The 21,089-nt window shown below is 55.5% G+C and carries 19 protein-coding genes; 11 read left to right on the top strand and 8 right to left on the bottom strand.

Translation table 11 applies throughout. The annotated features are described in order from the left end of the window. Window positions 1-79: 79 nt before the first annotated feature. A complete protein-coding gene (gene icd, locus EL29_RS05170) occupies window positions 80-1,330 on the bottom strand; it encodes an NADP-dependent isocitrate dehydrogenase (RefSeq protein ID WP_013025401.1) in 1,251 nt (416 codons plus the stop codon). Window positions 1,331-1,440: 110 nt separating this feature from the next. Here icd and rluE point away from each other — a divergent pair, with 110 nt between their 5' ends. The 8 genes from rluE (at window position 1,441) to EL29_RS05130 (ending at window position 9,290) form a co-directional block, all read left to right on the top strand. Beyond that, a complete protein-coding gene (gene rluE, locus EL29_RS05165; protein ID WP_028715016.1) occupies window positions 1,441-2,100 on the top strand; it encodes a 23S rRNA pseudouridine(2457) synthase RluE in 660 nt (219 codons plus the stop codon). A gap of 48 nt (window positions 2,101-2,148) precedes the next feature. Continuing rightward, entirely contained in the window at window positions 2,149-2,622 is a 474-nt protein-coding gene (locus tag EL29_RS05160; protein WP_019105694.1) for an NUDIX domain-containing protein, read from the top strand. A gap of 39 nt (window positions 2,623-2,661) precedes the next feature. After that, the gene (gene mnmA / locus EL29_RS05155; RefSeq protein ID WP_014606115.1) at window positions 2,662-3,774 is read left to right on the top strand and encodes a tRNA 2-thiouridine(34) synthase MnmA; all 1,113 of its coding nucleotides are present in this window, start codon (window positions 2,662-2,664) and stop codon (window positions 3,772-3,774) included. A gap of 34 nt (window positions 3,775-3,808) precedes the next feature. After that, window positions 3,809-4,450 (top strand): high frequency lysogenization protein HflD, encoded by a 642-nt coding sequence (gene hflD, locus EL29_RS05150; protein ID WP_028715015.1) that lies wholly within the window; start codon window positions 3,809-3,811, stop codon window positions 4,448-4,450. A gap of 42 nt (window positions 4,451-4,492) precedes the next feature. Continuing rightward, entirely contained in the window at window positions 4,493-5,863 is a 1,371-nt protein-coding gene (gene purB, locus EL29_RS05145; protein ID WP_014593447.1) for an adenylosuccinate lyase, read from the top strand. 107 nt (window positions 5,864-5,970) lie between these two features. Then, on the top strand, window positions 5,971-6,639 hold the full coding sequence (gene phoP / locus EL29_RS05140) for a two-component system response regulator PhoP (protein ID WP_013025395.1): 669 nt from the start codon (window positions 5,971-5,973) through the stop codon (window positions 6,637-6,639). A gap of 2 nt (window positions 6,640-6,641) precedes the next feature. Beyond that, window positions 6,642-8,108 (top strand): two-component system sensor histidine kinase PhoQ, encoded by a 1,467-nt coding sequence (phoQ, locus tag EL29_RS05135; RefSeq protein WP_033765901.1) that lies wholly within the window; start codon window positions 6,642-6,644, stop codon window positions 8,106-8,108. 57 nt (window positions 8,109-8,165) lie between these two features. Continuing rightward, window positions 8,166-9,290, top strand: coding sequence for a ribosomal protein uL16 3-hydroxylase (locus tag EL29_RS05130; RefSeq protein ID WP_013025393.1), 1,125 nt, complete (start codon window positions 8,166-8,168; stop codon window positions 9,288-9,290). 64 nt (window positions 9,291-9,354) lie between these two features. On the opposite strand, the gene pepT is transcribed toward EL29_RS05130, so the two are convergent. Beyond that, window positions 9,355-10,593 (bottom strand): peptidase T, encoded by a 1,239-nt coding sequence (gene pepT, locus EL29_RS05125; RefSeq protein WP_028715014.1) that lies wholly within the window; start codon window positions 10,591-10,593, stop codon window positions 9,355-9,357. A 128-nt stretch (window positions 10,594-10,721) separates the two neighbouring features. Between pepT and EL29_RS05120 the strand changes: the two genes are divergently transcribed. After that, the gene (locus tag EL29_RS05120) at window positions 10,722-10,967 is read left to right on the top strand and encodes a hypothetical protein (protein ID WP_162176188.1); all 246 of its coding nucleotides are present in this window, start codon (window positions 10,722-10,724) and stop codon (window positions 10,965-10,967) included. Window positions 10,968-10,984: 17 nt separating this feature from the next. Here EL29_RS05120 and cobB read toward each other — a convergent pair whose 3' ends face one another. The 4 genes from cobB to lolC form a co-directional block, all read right to left on the bottom strand. Continuing rightward, window positions 10,985-11,818, bottom strand: a complete 834-nt coding sequence (gene cobB, locus EL29_RS05115; protein ID WP_014593445.1) for a Sir2 family NAD+-dependent deacetylase — start codon at window positions 11,816-11,818, stop codon at window positions 10,985-10,987. Window positions 11,819-11,940: 122 nt separating this feature from the next. Next, complete coding sequence (gene lolE / locus EL29_RS05110; protein ID WP_014593444.1) at window positions 11,941-13,185, bottom strand: lipoprotein-releasing ABC transporter permease subunit LolE; 1,245 nt, start codon at window positions 13,183-13,185, stop codon at window positions 11,941-11,943. Beyond that, window positions 13,185-13,889 carry a lipoprotein-releasing ABC transporter ATP-binding protein LolD gene (gene lolD, locus EL29_RS05105; RefSeq protein WP_014606120.1) on the bottom strand — a complete coding sequence of 235 codons (705 nt, stop codon included), beginning with the start codon at window positions 13,887-13,889 and terminating at the stop codon, window positions 13,185-13,187. Before lolD ends, lolE begins: the two co-directional genes overlap by 1 nt. Next, window positions 13,882-15,081 carry a lipoprotein-releasing ABC transporter permease subunit LolC gene (gene lolC / locus EL29_RS05100; protein WP_014593442.1) on the bottom strand — a complete coding sequence of 400 codons (1,200 nt, stop codon included), beginning with the start codon at window positions 15,079-15,081 and terminating at the stop codon, window positions 13,882-13,884. The genes lolD and lolC overlap by 8 nt, the downstream gene beginning before the upstream one ends. Before the next feature lie 408 nt (window positions 15,082-15,489). On the opposite strand from lolC, the gene mfd reads away from it, so the two are divergent. Next, window positions 15,490-18,939, top strand: coding sequence for a transcription-repair coupling factor (gene mfd, locus EL29_RS05095; RefSeq protein ID WP_028715013.1), 3,450 nt, complete (start codon window positions 15,490-15,492; stop codon window positions 18,937-18,939). Window positions 18,940-19,053: 114 nt separating this feature from the next. Here mfd and EL29_RS05090 read toward each other — a convergent pair whose 3' ends face one another. Then, on the bottom strand, window positions 19,054-19,521 hold the full coding sequence (locus EL29_RS05090; protein WP_015700548.1) for a carboxymuconolactone decarboxylase family protein: 468 nt from the start codon (window positions 19,519-19,521) through the stop codon (window positions 19,054-19,056). Window positions 19,522-19,629: 108 nt separating this feature from the next. On the opposite strand from EL29_RS05090, the gene EL29_RS05085 reads away from it, so the two are divergent. Beyond that, entirely contained in the window at window positions 19,630-20,061 is a 432-nt protein-coding gene (locus tag EL29_RS05085; RefSeq protein ID WP_227008725.1) for a MarR family winged helix-turn-helix transcriptional regulator, read from the top strand. Between the two features lie 203 nt (window positions 20,062-20,264). On the opposite strand, the gene EL29_RS05080 is transcribed toward EL29_RS05085, so the two are convergent. Then, on the bottom strand, window positions 20,265-20,807 hold the full coding sequence (locus tag EL29_RS05080; RefSeq protein ID WP_013025383.1) for a glycine zipper 2TM domain-containing protein: 543 nt from the start codon (window positions 20,805-20,807) through the stop codon (window positions 20,265-20,267). Window positions 20,808-21,089 lie beyond the last annotated feature (282 nt).

Raw genomic sequence — 21,089 nt, 5'->3', positions numbered from 1 at the left:
GGATTCGGGGAAAGGATTGGAGAAAAGAAAAGCCAGCATAAATTGAGATCTATGCTGGCTGGATCAGGCAAGGCTGGTGTTACATATTCGCGATAATCGCGTCACCAAACTCTGAGCATTTCAGCAGTTTAGCGCCATCCATCAGACGTTCGAAGTCATAGGTCACGGTCTTGGCAGCGATTGCGCCTTCCATGCCTTTAACAATCAGGTCTGCGGCTTCGAACCATTCCATATGACGCAGCATCATTTCAGCTGACAGGATGACGGAACCTGGGTTCACTTTATCCTGACCCGCATACTTCGGTGCTGTACCGTGGGTTGCTTCGAACAGGGCACATTCGTCACCGATGTTTGCGCCTGGTGCGATACCAATTCCGCCAACCTGCGCCGCAAGGGCGTCGGAGATGTAGTCGCCGTTCAGGTTCATACAGGCAATAACGTCGTATTCAGCCGGACGCAGCAGGATTTGCTGCAGGAAGGCATCCGCGATCACGTCTTTCACAACGATCTCTTTGCCGGTGTTTGGATTTTTAAACTTCATCCATGGACCACCATCGATCAGCTCGCCGCCGAACTCTTCTTTCACTAACTGGTAACCCCAGTCTTTGAATGAGCCTTCGGTGAACTTCATGATGTTGCCTTTGTGAACCAGAGTCAGTGAATCACGATCGTTAGTGATGGTGTATTCCACTGCCGCACGCACCAGGCGCTTGGTCCCCTCTTCCGAACAAGGCTTAACGCCGATGCCGCAGTTCTGTGGGAAGCGAATTTTCTTCACGCCCATTTCTTCGCGCAGGAATTTGATCACTTTGTCGGCTTCTGCCGTGCCCGCTTTCCACTCGATACCGGCATAGATATCTTCTGAGTTTTCACGGAAGATCACCATATCGGTATCTTCAGGACGTTTAACCGGGCTTGGTGTGCCGGTGTAGTAACGAACCGGACGCAGACAAACGTACAGATCAAGTTCCTGACGCAGCGCAACGTTCAGAGAACGGATGCCGCCGCCGACTGGCGTGGTCAGTGGACCTTTAATCGCTACGCGGTATTCTTTGATTAAATCGAGGGTTTCTTGCGGCAGCCAGACATCCTGACCGTAGAGTTCAACCGATTTTTCGCCGGTATAAATCTCCATCCAGGAGATTTTACGCTCGCCGTTGTAGGCTTTTTTCACAGCGGCATCAACCACTTTCAGCATCACTGGTGAAACATCAACACCGATACCATCCCCTTCGATATAAGGGATAACCGGGTTGTTTGGCACAACCAGTTTGCCTTGATTCAGGGTGATTTTCTGACCTTCCGCCGGAACAACTACTTTGCTTTCCATTAACCTCTCCTTCGAGCGATTTTTTGTTAATGATTTGTAAGATGCGCGTCAATACTACTTGAATATTGACGCCACGCCAATCACCGCAATTTCGCGTTATAATGCGCTGAATGTTTCAGACTGCAAAGCTTATGCGAAAAACTAATCAGACTTCTCAACCAAATAAACGATTCAGCCGACAAACTCGCCCCGTACAACGTAAAGCGGTAGCGCCGCCTGCCGTCAGGCGCGTGCTCCTGTTCAATAAACCCTTTGATGTGTTACCGCAGTTTACGGACGAAGCCGGCCGCCGGACGCTTAAAGATTTTATTGATGTGAGCGAGGTTTATGCCGCGGGTCGTCTTGACCGCGACAGTGAAGGACTGATGGTGCTGACCAACGATGGAGCCTTGCAGGCCGCGCTCACCCAGCCCGGCAAGCGTACCGGCAAGATTTATTATGTTCAGGTTGAAGGCGCGCCAGAAGAGCGCGATCTGCAGCCCCTACGGGATGGGGTTAATCTGAAAGACGGCCTTACTCTGCCAGCCGGTATCGAAAAAGTAGCAGAACCCGCGTGGTTGTGGGCACGTCAGCCGCCCATTCGTGAGCGAAAAGCGATACCCACGCAGTGGCTGAAAATCACCCTGTATGAAGGACGCAACCGCCAGGTCAGACGCATGACCGCCCATATTGGCTTCCCGACATTGCGCTTGGTGCGCTATGCGATGGGTGACTTTGAGCTGGAAAATCTGGCCCCCGGCGAATGGCGGGATATCAGCACCTTAGTCTGAATGCTGTTATCATTTCCATAACTTCAAGTTAACAATTCCGGAGGATTGATGTTTAAACCGCATGTCACCGTAGCCTGCCTGGTTCAGGCACAGGGAAAACTTCTGGTTGTGGAAGAACAGGTGAACGGTGTGGCAACCTGGAACCAGCCCGCCGGTCATCTTGAAGCCGACGAAACGCTCCTCGAAGCCGCCCAACGTGAACTGGTTGAAGAGACAGGAATTGACGCCGCGGTGCAGTATTTTATTGGAATCAACCAGTGGATAGCCCCCGATAATACGCCTTTTGTGCGGTTTCTGTTTGGTCTGGATCTGGATGCGCCACTGCCTACCGCTCCGCAGGACAGCGACATTGACCGCTGCTGGTGGCTGCCGCCAGAGCAGATACTGACGGCATCTAACCTGCGTTCGCCGCTGGTGGCAGAAAGCGTACGTCGATGGCAACAGGGGGTTCGCTACCCGTTAGACCTGATTAGCCCGTTCAACTGGCCGTTTCATGCAGGTGCGCACCCGACTTCAGCGTGATAGAATGCGCCGCCTGTTTTATTGTTTTGCGAGCTTGTGATGTCTGATAACTGCCAGAAAAAAGTGATCGTCGGGATGTCCGGCGGCGTCGATTCTTCCGTTTCCGCCTGGTTACTGCAACAGCAGGGCTATCAGGTTGAAGGCCTGTTCATGAAGAACTGGGAGGAAGACGATGGCGAGGAGTATTGTACCGCCGCTGACGATCTGGCGGATGCGCAAGCCGTGTGCGACAAACTGGGTATTAAACTGCACAAAGTGAATTTTGCGGCGGAATACTGGGATAACGTCTTTGAGCACTTCCTTGAAGAGTACAAGGCCGGTCGCACACCGAATCCCGATATCCTGTGTAATAAAGAAATTAAGTTCAAAGCGTTTCTGGAGTTTGCCGCTGAAGATCTGGGCGCAGACTTTATCGCAACCGGTCACTATGTCCGTCGTCAGGACAGTGACGGCCGCAGCCATCTGCTGCGCGGGCGTGATGGAAACAAAGACCAGAGCTACTTCCTTTATACGCTCAGCCATGAACAAATTGCCCAGAGCCTGTTTCCGGTCGGCGAGCTGGAAAAACCCGAAGTCCGCCGCATCGCTGAAGAGCTTGAATTAATCACGGCTAAGAAAAAAGATTCCACCGGCATTTGTTTCATCGGTGAACGCAAGTTCCGTGAATTCCTGGCGCGCTACCTGCCCGCTCAGCCCGGTGAAATCGAAACCGTTGATGGCCAGGTTGTCGGTGAGCATCAGGGGCTGATGTACCATACGCTGGGCCAGCGCAAAGGGCTGGGCATCGGCGGTATGAAAGAAAGCAAAGACGATCCCTGGTATGTGGTAGATAAAGACGTGGCGCGTAATCGTTTGATCGTGGCGCAGGGTGGCGATCACCCGCGTCTGATGTCGGTCGGCCTCATCGCCCAGCAACTGCACTGGGTCGATCGTCAGCCGCTCCGCGCCCCGCTGCGCTGTACGGTGAAAACCCGCTATCGCCAGACCGATATCCCCTGCGAAATCATTCCGCAAGGCGATGACAAAATTGAAGTCCGGTTCGACGAACCGGTTGCCGCGGTCACCCCGGGGCAGTCTGCGGTGTTCTACCTTGGCGATGTTTGCCTGGGTGGCGGCATCATTGAAGAGCGTTTGCCTTGGGTTGCCGCATAATACCGGCGCTAATAACGCGTAAACAGGAGTGACCGTGGCAAAAAACTATCAGGAAATCACCCTCGCGCTGGCGGGCATTTGCCAGGCTGCCCATCTGGTGCAGCAGTTAGCCAATCAGGGTCACTGTCAGCCTGAAGCGCTGACGGTATCCCTGCGCAGCGTGCTGGATCTCAACCCCACCTCCACGCTGGCGGTATTCGGCAACAATGAAGCCAACCTGCGCCTTGGGCTTGAAACCCTGATGGCGGTGCTGAACAGCAGCAACCGTAAAGGCGCCAGCGCAGAGCTGACCCGTTATACGCTGAGTCTGATGGTGCTGGAGCGCAAACTGAATGCTAACAATCAGGCCATGAATACGCTGGCCCAGCGCATCAGCCAGCTCGATCGCCAACTGGCGCACTACGAACTGGAATCGGACACGATTCTGAGCGCCATGGCCGGTATTTATGTGGATGTCATCAGCCCGCTCGGGCCGCGCATTCAGGTTACCGGTTCCCCGGCTGTCCTGCAGAATGCCCTGTTACAAAGTAAAGTTCGCGCCACGTTGCTGGCCGGTATTCGTGCCGCCGTACTCTGGCAGCAGGTCGGCGGAGGCCGACTGCAGCTGATGTTTTCGCGCCAGCGCCTGCTGCGCGAAGCCAAAGCCCTTTTATCCCGCCTGCCACTGGCTTACTGAGTCAGTGGGGCAAACACCGTAAATGAATCAGGAGTTGCACTGATGGAATTATCCTCTCTGACCGCCGTCTCACCTGTCGATGGTCGTTACGGCGATAAAGTCAGCCCGCTGCGCGCAATCTTCAGCGAATTTGGTTTGCTGAAGTTCCGCGTTGAGGTTGAAGTTCGCTGGTTACAAAAACTGGCTGCGACCGCAGAGATCAAGGAAGTTCCTGCATTTGATGCTGACGCAAACGCTTTCCTTGATAGGATTGTCACCAGTTTCAATGAAACGGACGCCGCGCGCATCAAAACGATTGAGCGCACCACTAACCATGACGTGAAAGCGGTTGAGTATTTCCTGAAAGAAAAAGTGGCTGACGTGCCTTCGCTGCACGCGGTGTCTGAGTTTATTCACTTCGCCTGTACCTCTGAAGACATCAATAACCTGTCTCACGCGTTAATGCTGGAAACGGCGCGTCGCGATGTCATTCTGCCTTACTGGCAGCAGCTGATTGCCGCGGTAAAAGGACTGGCGCAGGAATACCGTGACATTCCTCTGCTGTCACGTACTCACGGTCAGCCCGCAACGCCGTCCACCATGGGTAAAGAGATGGCCAACGTGGCCTACCGCATGGAACGTCAGCTACGCCAGCTGTCGCAGATTGAAGTGCTGGGCAAAATCAACGGTGCCGTGGGCAACTATAACGCGCACATTGCCGCTTACCCGGAAGCCGACTGGCACCAGTTAAGCGAAGAATTTGTGACCTCTCTGGGCATTACCTGGAATCCCTACACCACCCAGATCGAGCCACACGACTATATTGCTGAGCTGTTCGACTGCATCGCCCGCTTTAATACCATCCTGATCGATTTCGATCGCGATATCTGGGGCTATGTGGCGCTCAACCACTTCAAACAAAAAACCATCGCGGGCGAAATCGGCTCTTCCACCATGCCGCATAAAGTAAACCCGATTGACTTCGAAAACTCAGAAGGCAATCTGGGCCTGGCAAACGCGGTGATGCAGCACCTGGCCAGCAAACTGCCGGTTTCCCGCTGGCAGCGCGATCTGACCGACTCTACCGTGCTGCGTAACCTTGGCGTGGGCGTGGGTTATGCGCTGATCGCTTATCAGGCTACACTGAAAGGCATTTCCAAGCTGGAAGTGAACCGGGATCGTCTGCTTGACGAACTGGATCATAACTGGGAAGTGCTGGCAGAGCCGATCCAGACCGTTATGCGTCGCTACGGTATTGAAAAACCTTATGAGAAGTTGAAAGAACTGACCCGTGGCAAGCGCGTTGATGCGGCCGGTATGCAGGCCTTTATCGACAGCCTGGCGCTGCCGGAAGACGAAAAAGTTCGCTTAAAACAGATGACCCCGGCAAATTATATTGGTCGCGCGATTCAGATGGTTGATGACCTGAAATAAAATCCTGCCTGCAGACCGGTTGCCGCCGGTCTGCGTTAACCTGCTGTTTAGTTCATTTCGCTTATACTTGTTTAAATTCGTTTCGATCTGATGCTAAAGGAAATCCTATGCGTGTTCTGGTTGTGGAAGATAATGCCCTGCTGCGCCACCATCTTTCAGTACAACTGCGAGAAATGGGTCATCAGGTTGATGCTGCCGAAGATGCCAAAGAAGCCGATTATTTTCTCCAGGAACATCTGCCCGACATTGCGTTGGTCGATCTGGGATTACCGGACGAAGATGGCATGTCGTTAATTCGTCGCTGGCGTAATGACGCCGTGCGTCAGCCTATTTTGGTCCTGACCGCGCGCGAAGGCTGGCAGGCGAAAGTCGAAGCCCTGGAAGCCGGTGCGGATGATTATGTGACGAAGCCTTTTCATATTGAGGAAGTCGCCGCACGCCTGCAGGCATTAATGCGCCGCAACAGCGGTCATGCGTCGCAGATTATTGCCATGGCCCCCTTTCAGGTGGATTTATCCCGTCGCGAACTCACGATTCACGACCAGCCCGTTAAGCTGACCGCATTTGAATACACGATTGTGGAAACCCTTATTCGCAACGCTGGCAAAGTGGTGAGTAAAGACTCCTTAATGCTGCAGCTTTATCCCGATGCAGAATTACGTGAAAGTCACACGATCGATGTTTTAATGGGACGTCTGCGTAAAAAGATTCTTGCGCTGCATTCTGACGAAGTCATCGCTACCGTTCGCGGCCAGGGCTACCGCTTTGATCTCTGATGATGTCCTGGTTTAAACGCTATCGCCCTATTTCGCTGCGGACGCGCTTCTTACTGGCTTCCGCCGCTATTGTATTAATTCTTTCCCTTTCTTATGGCATGGTTGCGGTCATTGGCTATGTGGTAAGTTTTGATAAAAATACCTATCGCGTGATGCGGGGAGAAAGTAATTTATTTTTCACCCTTGCACAGTGGAAAGATAATAAGCTCACCATCGCCCAGCCTGAGCGCACGATGCTCAATTTCCCAACGCTGGTATTTATTTATGATGAACACGGCAAACTGCTCTGGCAGCAGCGCGACGTGCCGGAAATTCGTGAAAAGATCCAACCTGAATGGCTGTTGAAGCCGGACTTCTATGAGATAGATACCAACAACAGCACCAGCCGGGCTGCGATGGGCGATAACCTTACCGCTCAGCAGCAGCTCCACGCCTGGGATAATGACGATGACGATCAGGACACCTTTACCCACTCGGTAGCGGTAAACCGCTATGACGCGACAACCAATCTGCCCGCGCTGACCATTGTCGTGGTCGACACGATTCCGCAGGAGCTTCAGCATTCCGATGTGGTCTGGTCATGGTTCAGCTATGTGCTGGCGGCCAACCTGATTTTAATCGTTCCCTTGCTCTGGCTGGCGGCCCACTGGAGCCTGCGTCCAATCGGGCATTTAACGCTTCAGGTGCGCGAGCTGGAAACCGGACAGCGTGAAAACCTGGATGACAATCCGCCGCAGGAGTTACGCTCGCTGGTGCGTAACCTTAATCTGCTGCTGACCAACGAACGTCAGCGGTATACCCGCTACCGCACCACGCTTGCTGACCTGACCCATAGCCTGAAAACGCCGCTGGCGGTGCTGCAAACTACCCTGCGCTCTCTGCGCGGCGGTAAAGAGCTGACGGTGGAACAGGCCGAACCGATTATGCTGGAGCAGATCAGCCGCATTTCGCAGCAGGTGGGATATTACCTGCACCGCGCCAGCATGCAGGCCGATCACAATCCGCTACAGCGCGATCTGCATTCAGTGTCCGGTTTGCTGGACAGCTTGTGTTCAGCGCTGAATAAGGTTTATCAGCGCAAAGGCGTCGAAATCACGCTGGATATCTCACCGGAAACCACCTTCTTCGGCGATCAGAATGACTTTATGGAAGTGCTGGGTAACGTCCTGGATAACGCCTGTAAGTACTGTCTGGAATTTATTGAAGTCAGCGCCCATCAGACCGACCATGCCTTGCATCTTTATATCGATGATGACGGCCCGGGCATTCCTGAAAGCAAACGCGATATGATATTTGTGCGTGGGCAGCGCGCCGATACCTTACGTCCCGGTCAGGGGCTGGGGCTGGCGGTAGTTCGCGATATTCTCGAACAGTATGCCGGTAAGGTGATTGCCTCCAGTAGCCCGTTAGGCGGTGCGCGCATGGAAGTGGTGTTTGAGCGGCAGGAAATGGAACATCGCCGCGAGTAGTTCACGCCGCGGGCTGTTATACTTGCGGGTATTTACAGCCCTTAGCGGAATCTCTCTATGGATTATCAGCTCGATCTCAACTGGCCCGATTTTATTCAGCGTTACTGGCAAAAGCGCCCGGTGGTGCTGAAGCGTGGCTTCAAGAACTTTATCGATCCCATCTCGCCTGATGAACTGGCGGGATTAGCTATGGAAAATGAGGTCGACAGCCGTCTGGTCAGCCAGCAAAACGAAAAGTGGCAGGTCAGCCACGGTCCGTTTGAAAGTTATGATCACCTGGGTGAGAACAACTGGTCACTGCTGGTGCAGGCGGTGAACCACTGGCATGAGCCTTCCGCCGCGCTGATGCGCCCTTTCCGCTTTCTGCCGGACTGGCGCTTAGATGACCTGATGATCTCCTTTTCCGTACCCGGCGGAGGCGTTGGCCCGCACTTTGACCAGTATGATGTGTTTATCATTCAGGGCACCGGCCGTCGTCGCTGGCGCGTCGGGGAAAAAGTACCGCTGAAACAGCATTGTCCTCATCCTGACCTGCTTCAGGTCGAACCTTTCGACGCCATCATTGATGAAGAGATGGAGCCGGGCGATATTCTGTATATTCCACCCGGATTTCCGCACGAAGGATACTCGCTGGAAAATGCTCTGAACTACTCTGTGGGCTTCCGCGCGCCCAGCGGGCGTGAGCTGATTAGCGGCTTTGCCGATTACGCGCTGGCGAATGAGCTGGGTAGCCTGCGTTACAGCGATCCGGACGTGCCCGCGCGTGACTGCCCGTCGCTGATCCTGCCGCAGGAGGTCGAAGGCTTGCGCAAGGTGATGCTGGATGTGGTGAATCAGCCAGCGCATTTTGAACAGTGGCTGGGTGAGTTTATTTCGCAGTCCCGACATGAGCTCGACGTCGCGCCGCCGGAGCCGCCTTATCAGCCCGATGAAATCTACGATGCGCTGCAGCAGGGCGATGTGCTGTCGCGCCTTGGCGGCTTACGCGTCCTGACGCTGGGCAATGCCGTCTATATCAACGGCGAACGCGTTGAATGCGCGCACCCGGCGGTCATGGCTGTGCTGGCGCACAATCACGAAATCGCGCTTGAGGATTTGGGTGATGCGCTGGACGATCCCGCGGTACTGGCGCAGATTGCCGGGCTGGTCAACGCCGGTTACTGGTACTTTAGCGCGGAATAACGCCTTGCCGTTGCCACGGTTTTAACGGCCGCGTTGCCCTGTCGGGCAACGCGGCCTTTTATATTCAGGCTTTTCTCTGCCCCGCCAGCGCCGCCAGCGCCGCCAGACGGACGATAACCTCAACCGATTGCGCCATAATATTCAGCGACGCAAATTCATGTTTGCCGTGATAGTTATAGCCACCGGTAAACAGGTTAGGACAAGGGAGCCCTTTCCATGACAGCGACGAACCGTCCGTGCCGCCGCGAATCGGTTTCACCACCGGCTCGATGCCGCAGTCGCGCATCGCCTGCAGCGCCAGGTCGATAATATGCGGGAAAGGTTCGACTTTCTCACGCATGTTGCGATAGCTGTTGCTGATCTCCACGGTAACAGAGCAGTCCGGATGCAATCCCTTGTTGATCTCCTCCGCCACCTGCAGCAGCGTATTTTTCCGCTGTTCAAAGGCTGCCGTATCGAAATCACGGATGATGTAGTGCATCTCCGCATTTTCAACCGTGCCCTTCATCTGGTGAAGATGGAAGAAGCCTTCATAGCCGTCAGTGCACTCCGGTTTCTCTCCGGCAGGCAGCGCGGCGTTAAAGCGGGTGGCCAGTTCCAGCGCATTCACCATCACGTTTTTCGCGGAGCCGGGGTGAACGTTGTTACCCACCACCTTCACCAGCGCCGAAGCCGCATTGAAGTTTTCGTATTCGAATTCGCCCACATCGCTACCGTCAACGGTATAAGCCCAGTCGGCCGCAAAACCTTCAACATCGAAATGCGATGTGCCGCGGCCAATCTCTTCATCCGGGGTGAAGGCAACGCGAATCGCGCCGTGCGGAATATCGCCCTCTGCCAGCCGCGCCATCGCCGTCATGATTTCTGCTATACCGGCTTTGTCATCGGCACCCAGCAGGGTTTTTCCGTCGGTGGTGATCAGCGTGTGCCCCGTCAGCTTATGGAGCACCGGAAACATCACCGGTGACAGCACTTCATCCCCATTTCCCAGCGCAATATCTCCGCCCCGGTAGTTTTCGATGATCTGCGGATTGACATTTTTCGCAGTAAAATCCGGCGAGGTATCCATATGAGAAATAAAGCCAATAACCGGCGTTGGCCAGTCAACATTTGCCGGTAACGTGCCCATCACACAGCAGTGATCGCTGAGGCTGACATCAACAAAGCCCAACGCCAGCAGCTCTTCCTGCAGCTGGCGGGCCAGAATCCACTGCCCTTCACTGCTTGGCACCTGACGTGCCTGAGGTTTTGCCTGAGTTTCCACTGCCACATAACGCAAAAAGCGTTCGAGTAATTGCTTCATATGCCATCCTTAAAATTTGCCGCCCGTTATTATTAACAGACGAGCAAGCGGTCGCGTTGCGTCAAATCATTATCCTTCAGGTTAGTCCCTGTGCGGCAAATTAAGAATGGCGGATTGCATTAAAAAGCATGCAACTGCTGTTTTTTGCGGCGATTTTCGCACGCTTTTCACGGCCGTCGCCCGCAGCGTTAAAGCTGGGCCTGTTTTTGACCGCTGTGCGGGTCTGCGTGGGGCCGCTGGCAGCCTTCGGACAGGCGACACGCAATGGTTACCGGGCGGAAAAAATGGGTGCGGCGATCGCGCTGAAACGAAGGAGGACAGAAGGACGCTGGAAACGTGTCTGGATGAACAGCGGGCGAGTAGCCCGCGATTAATCCGGTGGCACAAGGCGTTATTTGTGTAGCGCGTGCAGCAGCTTATGCACAAAAGCAGGCACCACCTCGCTGGCCAGTCCATAGTGGCTTTCGGCAAACTCGTTACCAACCTGGCTCGGTTCAAGGTTCAGCTCTACCGTATGCGCCCCCTGCAGTTTTGCCTCATGGACGAATCCGGCGGCCGGATAAACATGGCCCGAGGTGCCAATGGCGATAAACAGATTCGCCTGCTCCAGCGCCTGGTAGATCTCTTCCATGCCGAGCGGCATTTCGCCGAACCAGACGACGTGCGGACGCAGCACCGAGGGGAACTGACAGCAGGTACAGCGATCTTCTGCCGTGACATCTTCATGCCAGTCGATAACCTGGCCGCTGTTGGCGCAGCGCACTTTTAACAGCTCGCCGTGCATGTGCAGCACGCGGCTGTTGCCCGCGCGTTCATGCAAATTATCGATATTCTGCGTGACCAACAGAAAGTTATCGCCCAATACCTGTTCAAGCTCCGCCAGGGCAAGATGTGCCGCGTTGGGCTGGATCTCCGGTTGCTGAAGCTGCTGGCGACGGGCGTTATAAAAACGCTGAACCAGCGCCGGGTCACGTCTGAAACCTTCTGGCGTCGCGACATCTTCTACCCGGTGCTCTTCCCATAATCCGTCAGCGGCACGAAAGGTGTTAATTCCCGATTCTGCGGATATCCCCGCACCCGTTAAGACAACGATTCTCGGCAACGGGTGCGCCGCCAGTTCGGCCTGACGATCGCGTTCGAAAATACGCTGGCGAAAGCGCTGATGCACTTTTCTGCGCGTTTTCTTCAGGCGGGCAAGTCGTAAACGGCGACGAGGTGTACGCATAAAGTCTCCTGGTGCGGTAGCGAAAGGCAGCTACCGCGGGTCAATATAAAGCGGGCGATGAGGCCCGGTGGTCGGTTTAAGGTTTACATCATCCTGCTGTCAGGCGCGTGCGCCTGAGCTGATTACTGGCCGCTCAGCACGCGAGCCGGATCGATACGACTGGCGCGCCGCGCCGGATACCAACTTGCCAGCAGGCTTAGCACAATAGCGGTAATCAATACCGAAAACACGTCCAGCCAGTGTAATTCAGACGGCAGGAAGTCAATGAAATAGATATCGCCCGCTAATAAATGGTGACCGGTCAGGGATTCCAGCCCTTTCATCAGCGAAGTGAGGTTGAGCGCCACCAGCACCCCAACCACTACGCCGCTGACGCTGCCCAGTAAGCCCGCCAGCAGGCCATACCAGATAAAGATGGCGCGGATCAGCCCGTCTTTCGCCCCCAGCGTGCGCAGTACCGCAATATCACTGCTCTTGTCTTTCACGGCCATCACCAGCGTGGAAACGATGTTGAAACAGGCCACGCCAATAACCAGCACCATCGCCAGATACATGATGGCGCGGATCATTTGAATATCGCGGTACATATAGCCGTAGGTGCCGATCCAGCTTTTGATATAGACGTAAGCGTGCGTGACTTCTCCGGCCGCCCGCACCAGTTTAGCCGCCTGGAACGGATCGTTCATTTTCAGCGCGATACCGGTGACGTTGTCGCCCATATCCAGATATTGCTGCGCATCCGCAAGCGGCACCAGCGCCAGGCTGTGATCCAGCATGCCGCTCAACTGAAGAATGCCGCTCACCTGCAAACGAATGCGTTTAGGTTGCAGTAGCTTATTTTCGCCATCATTGTTAGGGATCATGATGGTGATCCAGTCGCCCTGCTTCACGTTCAGCGCCTGAGCAATGCCGCCGCCGAGGATGATCTGACTTTTACCCGGCGCAAAGCTTGCCCAGGCGTTGTTTGTGACAAACTGCGGCAGCGCGCTTAGACGCGGTTCCTGCGCCGGATCCACGCCTTTAACCTGCAGCGCTTCCATCTTTGTGCCGCTTTCAATCAGTCCGGTAAAATTGATATAGGGAGCCGCAGCGGCGATACCCGGTACCTGCTCAATCGGCGCAATCATGGACTGCCAGTGCTGAAACGGCGGATTAACCGCTTCAATCTCCCCGTGCGGCACCACGGCCAGGATGCGCTTGTTCAGCTCACGTTCAAATCCGTTCATTGCGCTGAGGCCAATGATTAATACCGCCACGCCCAGGGCGATACCGATCGTGGAAATAACGGAGATCAGCGAAACCATTCCCCCCCGACGGCGACCGCGGCTAAAACGCAGCCCCAACAGCAGCGATAACGACGATCCCATCAGACCGCTCCCGCAAGAACGATGCGATCGCTTAACTGGCCGTCACGCATTTCCATCTGCCGCGACATGCGCTTAGCCAGATGCAGGTCGTGTGTCACCACCAGAAACGCGGTGCCCTGACGCACATTCAGTTCACCCAACAGTTCGAAAATCGCGTCGGCGTTGCGCGCATCCAGGTTACCCGTTGGCTCATCGGCCATGACCAGGCGCGGGCGGTTTACCAGCGCACGGGCGATAGCCACACGTTGACGTTCACCGCCAGAGAGTTCCGAGGGACGATGCGCCGCACGGTGTTCCAGCCCGACCGCCGCCAGCATTTCGCGCGCGCGGGTCTGCGCTTCGCCTTTAGCCACTTTGCCGATCAGTAACGGCATGGCGACATTTTCCAGCGCGGTGAAATCAGGCAGCAGATGGTGAAACTGATAGATAAAGCCGAGCTCACGATTACGTAACTCCGCTTTAGCAGAGGATGACATCCCGTTTAGCGAACGGCCATCAAACACCACTTCTCCCGAGGTGGGCGCATCCAGCCCGCCCAGCAGGTGCAACAGGGTACTTTTACCTGAACCCGAACTGCCAACAATCGCCATCAGTTCACCAGGTTGCACATCAAAGGTCACATTGCGCAGTACGTCGGTCTGGACGCTGCCTTCCTGATAGCGTTTGCACAGGTCACGGCACTGCAACAAAGGAGAGTTACTCATAGCGTAAAGCCTCAGCGGGTTGTACGGCGGCAGCGCGCCATGAAGGGTAAAGCGTGGAAAGCAGAGCAATAATCATTGCGCTGAAGGCGATAGTCACCACCTGCCACATATTAATATCGACGGGCAGCGCCGCGCCATCCAGGAACAGGCCGATAACCGGCATCAGGTTGTTAAGCTGGCTGGCTAACAGCACGCCCAGCAGTGCACCGAGCAGCGTGCCGATGATGCCGGCACTGGCGCCCTGTACCATAAAGACGGCGACAATCTGACGGCGGGTTAATCCCTGGGTTTGCAGAATAGCCACTTCGCCCTGCTTCTCCATGATCAACAGGCCCAGCGAGGTGATGATATTAAAGGCAGCGACGGCAATAATCAGGCTCAGCAGCAGCCCCATCATGTTCTTCTCCATGCGCACGGCCTGGAACAGGTCCCCTTTACGCTCGCGCCAGTCCTTCCATACCATCCCCGCCGGTAAGCGTTGCTGAGTGACGGTATCTACCTGCAGCGGTTTATCCAGCCACAGACGCCAGCCGGTGATATTCCCTGCCGGATAGCGCATTATCCGTGAGGCATCCTGTTGATTGACCAGGATCTGGTAGCCGTCCACCTCGCTGTTAGCCGCATAGGTTCCGGCGACGGTAAACAGACGCTGGCTCGGTACGCGGCCCATCGGGGTGAACTGGCTCACCGACGGCACCATTAATCGCAGCGTATCTCCGCGTTTGACGCCGAGTTGCGAGGCCAGTTGTTCACCCAGGATAACGTTGTACTGTCCCGGCTGCAGCACAGTCTGCTGGGTGTTAACGAGGTAGGGCGTAAGCGGGTCTTTTTCATCCGGCTGAATGCCTAACATCACCCCAACCGAAACGCTGTGTGGGCTTTGCAGCACGACGTTCGCGGTGGTTAACGGCGCAATGCGGTTAACGCCGTTCAGCTTAAGAGCGGATGCCGGGAATTGTTGAGGATTGATGCTGCCTTTGTCGCTGGTGACCAGCGCCTGCGGCATCAGGCCCAGGATGTTGCCCTCAAGCTCTCGCTCGAAACCATTCATCACAGACAGCACAGTAATCATTGCCAGCACGCCAAGCGTGATACCAATGGTGGAGAGCCAGGAGACAAAGCGACCGAAACGGTCTGCGGCTCTTCCGCGCATGTAGCGCAGACCGATAAATAGCGCGACAGGTTGATACATGGAATCCAATGTGCAGTTGCTGGAAAATAAGTAGAGAGGATGATAAAGGAGCGGCCCACTTTATGAAACCACTAACCCTCTGAGTCTGCTGCAAAGTTGTATCAGAATAGGTTAGGAAAGTGTTCGATGCACAGGATTAGGCTACAAAGAGGGGGTTAATCGTACGATTATTCAGCGCGGAAGCCGATATACTCCGTATCCTAAAGTGATGACGGCAATGAACGTCGCGCTGATGTACCCGTTTGACTTTCCTGCGGACCTTGTTCGCAAAAAAGATTTACACACAGCAACCCTTCAGCCACGCCTGCCTAAAGGCGAAGCGGTAGAAAAATTTACCGCAGAGGTGATCCCCATGGCGTATTATGGAATGATTACGCCCTGGTAAAAATGGAGCAACCTCGAGATCACATGTCCGAACCGACTCGCTATACCCTGCCCGTGAAATCTGGCGATCAACGCCAGCTCGGCCAGCTGACTGGCGCTGCGCACGCGGTTGAGTGTGCCAGCATTACCGAGCGTCATGCTGGTCCGGTGTTAATGATTACACCCGATACGCAAACCGCCCTGCGACTGCTGGACGAGATTCGTCAGTTTACCGATTTGCCTGTCACGCATCTCGCAGACTGGGAGACGCTGCCTTATGACAGTTTCTCACCGCATCAGGACATTATTTCGGCCCGTCTTTCCACCCTGTATCAACTGCCTACCTTGCAGCGCGGCATGCTGATTATGCCGGTCAACACGCTGATGCAGCGCGTTTGCCCGCACAGCTTCCTGCACGGCCATGCGCTGGTGATGCAGCAGGGTCAGAAACTGTCACGCGATCGCCTGCGCGATCAGCTTGAACAGGCGGGCTACCGCCATGTGGACCAGGTGATGGAGCACGGGGAATACGCGACCCGCGGCGCTCTGCTCGACCTGTTCCCGATGGGCAGCGAGCAACCTTACCGTATTGATTTTTTTGATGACGAGATCGACAGCCTGCGCCTGTTTGACGTCGACAGCCAGCGCACGCTGGAAGCCGTTCCCGCCATCAATCTGCTGCCGGCCCACGAGTTTCCCAGCGATAAAGCCGCTATAGAGCTCTTCCGCAGCCGCTGGCGTGAAATTTTTGATGTTCGCCGTGAAGCCGAGCATGTTTATCAGCAGGTGAGCAAAGGCACCCTGCCCGCCGGTATTGAATACTGGCAACCCTTGTTCTTTGAACAGCCGTTACCCTCGCTGTTCAGCTATCTGCCTGATAATACGCTGATTGTTAACTGCGGCGATCTGGAAGGCGGCGCAGACCGATTCTGGAATGATGCCAACGCGCGCTACGAAAATCGCCGTGTTGACCCGATGCGTCCGCTGCTTGAGCCCGCCACGCTGTGGCTGAGGCCGGATGCGTTGATGAGCGAGCTGAAAGCCTGGCCGCGCATCCGTATGTCCCATGACGTTTTGCCTGCCAAAGCGGCCAACACCAACCTGGGTTATGAATCTCTGCCGGACTTATCGGTTCAGGCCCAGGCGAAAGCCCCGCTGGATAACCTGCGTCAGTTTCTGGAGCAGTTCAGCGGCGGCGTCGTGTTCTCCGTGGAGAGCGAAGGCCGCCGTGAAAGCCTGCAAGAGCTGCTGGCGCGCATTAAAATTCGCCCTAAGGCTATTCATCATCTGCGCGAAGTCAGCGCCGGAGAGCATGCGCTAATGATCGGCGCCAGCGAGCGTGGCTTTGTGGATACGCAAGGCCATCGTGCGCTGATCTGTGAAAGCGATCTGCTGGGCGAGCGCATCAGCCGTCGCCGCCAGGATACGCGCCGTACCATTAATCCGGACATTCTGATCCGCAACCTGGCGGAATTGCATCCGGGGCAGCCGGTCGTGCATCTTGAACATGGTGTGGGCCGCTATATCGGCCTGACCACGCTTGAAGCCGGCGGCATCCAGGCCGAGTATCTGATGCTCTCTTATGCCAACGATGCCAAGCTGTACGTGCCGGTTTCCTCGCTTCATCTGATCAGCCGCTATGCGGGTGGCGCCGATGAAAACGCGCCGCTGCACAAGCTGGGCAGCGATGCCTGGTCACGCGCCCGTCAGAAAGCGGCCGAGAAAGTGCGCGACGTCGCCGCCGAGCTGCTGGATATCTATGCGCAGCGCGCGGCAAAAAGCGGCTATGCCTTTAAACACGACCGCGAGCAGTATCAGCTCTTCTGCGAAAGCTTCCCGTTTGAAACCACGCCCGATCAGGCTCAGGCTATCAATGCCGTGTTAAGCGATATGTGTCAGCCGCTGGCGATGGATCGTCTGGTCTGTGGCGATGTGGGCTTCGGTAAAACAGAAGTGGCGATGCGTGCCGCCTTCCTGGCGGTGGAAAACAATAAGCAGGTGGCGGTGCTGGTGCCGACCACGCTGCTGGCACAGCAGCACTATGATAACTTCCGCGATCGTTTCGCTAACTGGCCCGTGCGCATCGAAATGCTGTCCCGCTTCCGCAGCGCCAGGGAGCAAAACCAGATACTACAGGAAGCCAGCGAAGGCAAAATCGACATTCTGATTGGTACGCATAAGCTGTTGATGAGCGATATCAAATGGCACGATCTGGGCTTGCTGATTGTGGATGAAGAGCACCGGTTTGGCGTGCGTCATAAAGAGCGCATCAAAGCGATGCGTGCCGATGTCGATATTCTGACGCTGACCGCTACGCCGATCCCCCGCACTCTGAATATGGCCATGAGCGGAATGCGCGATCTCTCCATCATCGCCACGCCACCGGCGCGTCGACTCGCGGTAAAAACCTTTGTTCGGGAATTTGACGATCTGGTGATCCGCGAAGCGATTCTGCGCGAAATCCTGCGTGGGGGTCAGGTTTATTACCTGTACAACGATGTTGAGAACATTGAGAAAGCCGCTCAGCGCCTGACGGAACTGGTGCCAGAGGCGCGCGTCGCCATCGGCCACGGGCAAATGCGCGAGCGCGACCTTGAGCGGGTGATGAATGACTTCCATCATCAGCGTTTCAACGTTCTGGTCTGCACCACCATTATTGAAACCGGCATTGATATCCCAACGGCCAATACCATTATTATTGAGCGCGCCGACCACTTCGGGCTGGCGCAGCTGCACCAGCTGCGCGGACGCGTAGGCCGATCGCACCACCAGGCTTATGCCTGGCTGCTGACGCCGCACCCGAAAGCCATGACGACCGACGCGCAAAAACGCCTGGAAGCTATCGCCTCGCTGGAAGATCTGGGCGCAGGCTTTGCCCTGGCGACGCACGATCTGGAGATTCGTGGCGCGGGCGAACTGCTGGGTGAAGAACAAAGTGGTCAGATGGAAACGCTGGGCTTTTCACTCTACATGGAACTGCTGGAAAATGCGGTCGATGCCCTGAAAGCCGGTCGGGAACCTTCCCTCGAAGATCTCACCAGCAATCAAACTGAAGTCGAGTTACGTATGCCCGCCCTGCTGCCTGAGGCGTTTATTCCGGACGTGAATACGCGCCTGTCGCTGTATAAACGCATCGCCAGTGCCGAAGCAGAAGACGAGTTGCAGGAGCTGAAGGTGGAAATGATCGACCGCTTCGGTCTGTTACCCGATCCGGCCCGTAACCTGCTGGACATTGCCCTGTTGCGGATGAAGGCAAGAGCACTTGGCGTGCGTAAAATCGAAGCCAGCGATAAAGGTGGCTATTTTGATTTCGCGCCGCAAAACAGTGTGGATCCTGCCTGGCTAATCGGCCTGCTGCAAAAAGATGCGAAGCAGTGGAAGCTTGAAGGCCCGACGCGCCTGCGCTTTACCCGTGAACTGGCGGAAAGAAAGGTGCGTATGGAATGGGTGCAGTCGTTTATGGCGCAGCTCATGGAAAACCGGGTCGCCTCTTAACCCGCTCACCACCAGCATCAAGCCAAGCCGCCCCGCTCAGGGCGGCTTTTTTTATGCCTGCCTTCCGGCGGCCTCGTGAGCAAACAGGCTTATCCGGAACGGCGTGCCCTGTACTTATCTGGGCAGCGGCGGAGCAAACTGCAACGCACCTGCAATTCGGTTCCAGGCGTTGATCGCCCCAATTGCCGAGGTCAGGAAAATCATCTCCTGCGGCGTAAACAGGGTACTGACCTCATCATATAGCCCATCCGGAATCGGCTGCTGTGCCATCAGCGTAAGCGCCTCCGTCCATGCCAGAGCGGCCGCTTCACGCCCGGAATAAATGCCCGCGTCGCGCCAGGTCGCGACTAAATCGATTTTCGCTGAAGCCAGCCCGGCTTTACGCGCCACATTAAGATGAAACTGAAGGCAAAATGCACAGCCATTCAACTGCGATGCCCGGAGTTTGATCAGTTCGGTCAATGTTTTATCCAGGCCTGCGTAGTCAACCGCCTTGCCCAGCATGCCCAGCGCTGCAACGACCTCGGGCGCTGCCTGTTCAAATGTGGACCAGTCGCTTCGGTGGTGAGAATACGATGCCATAATCAATCCTGCCTGTTAATATAAGAACACGAACAACAATATAAGAGTTCTTACATTATGCGCAAGTCAGGATCGCACAATCTGTCGCTGCCCGGCCCTGGAGAAGGCATGCGCGGCACAAAAGGCCACATTGGCTATCTGCTTCGTCAGGCGCATGCCGTTCATAAGATGCGGATGGAACATGCCCTGAAAGCCACGGGCCTGACTCTGCCCCAGTTTTCCGTGCTGACGATGCTGGCAGCCTACCCTGGTGCATCGGGTGCCGAACTGGCCCGGCTGTCCTTGCTGACGCCACAAACCATGAGCGTGATTGTCAGCAACCTTGAGCGGGCAAGCCTGATCCACCGTCGCCCTCACGAGGAGCATGGTCGAATTCAGATTATTGGCCTGACGGATGAAGGACAGCAGGTTCTGACCCGGAGCAAAGCGGCCGTTAAGGCGGCCGAAGCGGGTCTGCTTGCCGATCTGTCTTCTGAGGATGAAGGCGCTGTGCGGCGATGGCTGGTGAAGGTGGCGACCTTACCGACTGACCCGGTCTGAGGGCGATGTTGTCTGGCGCGCACCGCTTTACCGCTCAGCAGAATAAGGTTTATCGCTGTGTTCGGCTCGCCCGGCGGCTTCATCGGGTCACGCAGGTTGGTAAAGCCTTCATGGTGACCCATAAAAAAAGCGCATCCGGAGATGCGCTTTCGTGTTTCATGGTGTGCTGTGTGACCGCAATGCGGCAAGCTTTGCCCTGGATCTTATGCTTTATCGCCGTTCAGGATTAACTGTCCGTTACGGTCAACCGGGATACGGGTACCGGGATCGTTTTCCATGCGGATTTTACCCTGCTGGTCGCCGATCTTATAGGTGACGTCATAACCCAGCATTTTTTCCTGCTTGTCGTACACGGTTTTACAACGCTGTTCAGAGGTGGTGTAGGTATCGCGATCCTGCATACCGCCCTGAACCTGGTTGCCCGCATAACCGCCCGCCAGCGCACCGGCTACCGTTGCGACGTCGCGTCCACGACCGCCGCCAAACTGGTGGCCGAGAACACCACCGGCTACCGCACCCAGTACTGAACCGGCGATACGGTTTTCATCCTGAACCGGACGACGGTGCGTCAGCGTCACGTTACGACACTCCTGACGCGGTTGTTTAATCGATTCTTTAATTGGGGTTGCTGACAGCACCTGTGCATATTGTGGACCGCGATCAAACACGTTAATGCTTGCTACGGCGGCTACACCCAGTGCCGCTGCCACGCCAATACCGATACCCGCTAACATTGATTTATTCACAGGAAGTTCCTCCTGAAAGTGTTACCGCGCATTCCTGCCGCTGGGAAATCCCTTACAGCTCTGGCAGAACCGACGTGCGCGACTCGCCGTTTGGTTGAGATAAGTTTTACAGATGTAAAGCTTTTGCAATATCAGACAATGGGAAGAAAAGCGTGCCTGAAGCGTTAGTGCCACGTTTTCGGAGAGTTCTGAGCGACGATGAGGGGGCCGGATACCGCGCTGACTTCACGGCATAACAGACAAGTTAGCAATGAAATCAGCGGGTTAAAAAAAAATCAGATG

It is taken from the genome of Pantoea ananatis LMG 2665, from assembly GCF_000710035.2.
Lineage (GTDB): Bacteria > Pseudomonadota > Gammaproteobacteria > Enterobacterales > Enterobacteriaceae > Pantoea > Pantoea ananatis.
Note: the sequence above shows the minus strand (reverse complement) of the source record. Positions and strands in the feature narration are given on the sequence as shown.

What these genes read in the sequence shown, in the direction of transcription:
- icd (WP_013025401.1), bottom strand. Translation starts at nt 1,330, where the DNA reads ATGGAAAGCAAAGTAGTTGTTCCGGCGGAAGGTCAGAAAATCACCCTG.
- rluE (WP_028715016.1), top strand. Translation starts at nt 1,441, where the DNA reads ATGTTTCAGACTGCAAAGCTTATGCGAAAAACTAATCAGACTTCTCAA.
- EL29_RS05160 (WP_019105694.1), top strand. Translation starts at nt 2,149, where the DNA reads ATGTTTAAACCGCATGTCACCGTAGCCTGCCTGGTTCAGGCACAGGGA.
- mnmA (WP_014606115.1), top strand. Translation starts at nt 2,662, where the DNA reads ATGTCTGATAACTGCCAGAAAAAAGTGATCGTCGGGATGTCCGGCGGC.
- purB (WP_014593447.1), top strand. Translation starts at nt 4,493, where the DNA reads ATGGAATTATCCTCTCTGACCGCCGTCTCACCTGTCGATGGTCGTTAC.
- phoP (WP_013025395.1), top strand. Translation starts at nt 5,971, where the DNA reads ATGCGTGTTCTGGTTGTGGAAGATAATGCCCTGCTGCGCCACCATCTT.
- phoQ (WP_033765901.1), top strand. Translation starts at nt 6,642, where the DNA reads ATGTCCTGGTTTAAACGCTATCGCCCTATTTCGCTGCGGACGCGCTTC.
- EL29_RS05130 (WP_013025393.1), top strand. Translation starts at nt 8,166, where the DNA reads ATGGATTATCAGCTCGATCTCAACTGGCCCGATTTTATTCAGCGTTAC.
- pepT (WP_028715014.1), bottom strand. Translation starts at nt 10,593, where the DNA reads ATGAAGCAATTACTCGAACGCTTTTTGCGTTATGTGGCAGTGGAAACT.
- EL29_RS05120 (WP_162176188.1), top strand. Translation starts at nt 10,722, where the DNA reads ATGCAACTGCTGTTTTTTGCGGCGATTTTCGCACGCTTTTCACGGCCG.
- cobB (WP_014593445.1), bottom strand. Translation starts at nt 11,818, where the DNA reads ATGCGTACACCTCGTCGCCGTTTACGACTTGCCCGCCTGAAGAAAACG.
- lolE (WP_014593444.1), bottom strand. Translation starts at nt 13,185, where the DNA reads ATGGGATCGTCGTTATCGCTGCTGTTGGGGCTGCGTTTTAGCCGCGGT.
- lolD (WP_014606120.1), bottom strand. Translation starts at nt 13,889, where the DNA reads ATGAGTAACTCTCCTTTGTTGCAGTGCCGTGACCTGTGCAAACGCTAT.
- lolC (WP_014593442.1), bottom strand. Translation starts at nt 15,081, where the DNA reads ATGTATCAACCTGTCGCGCTATTTATCGGTCTGCGCTACATGCGCGGA.
- mfd (WP_028715013.1), top strand. Translation starts at nt 15,490, where the DNA reads ATGTCCGAACCGACTCGCTATACCCTGCCCGTGAAATCTGGCGATCAA.
- EL29_RS05090 (WP_015700548.1), bottom strand. Translation starts at nt 19,521, where the DNA reads ATGGCATCGTATTCTCACCACCGAAGCGACTGGTCCACATTTGAACAG.
- EL29_RS05085 (WP_227008725.1), top strand. Translation starts at nt 19,630, where the DNA reads ATGCGCGGCACAAAAGGCCACATTGGCTATCTGCTTCGTCAGGCGCAT.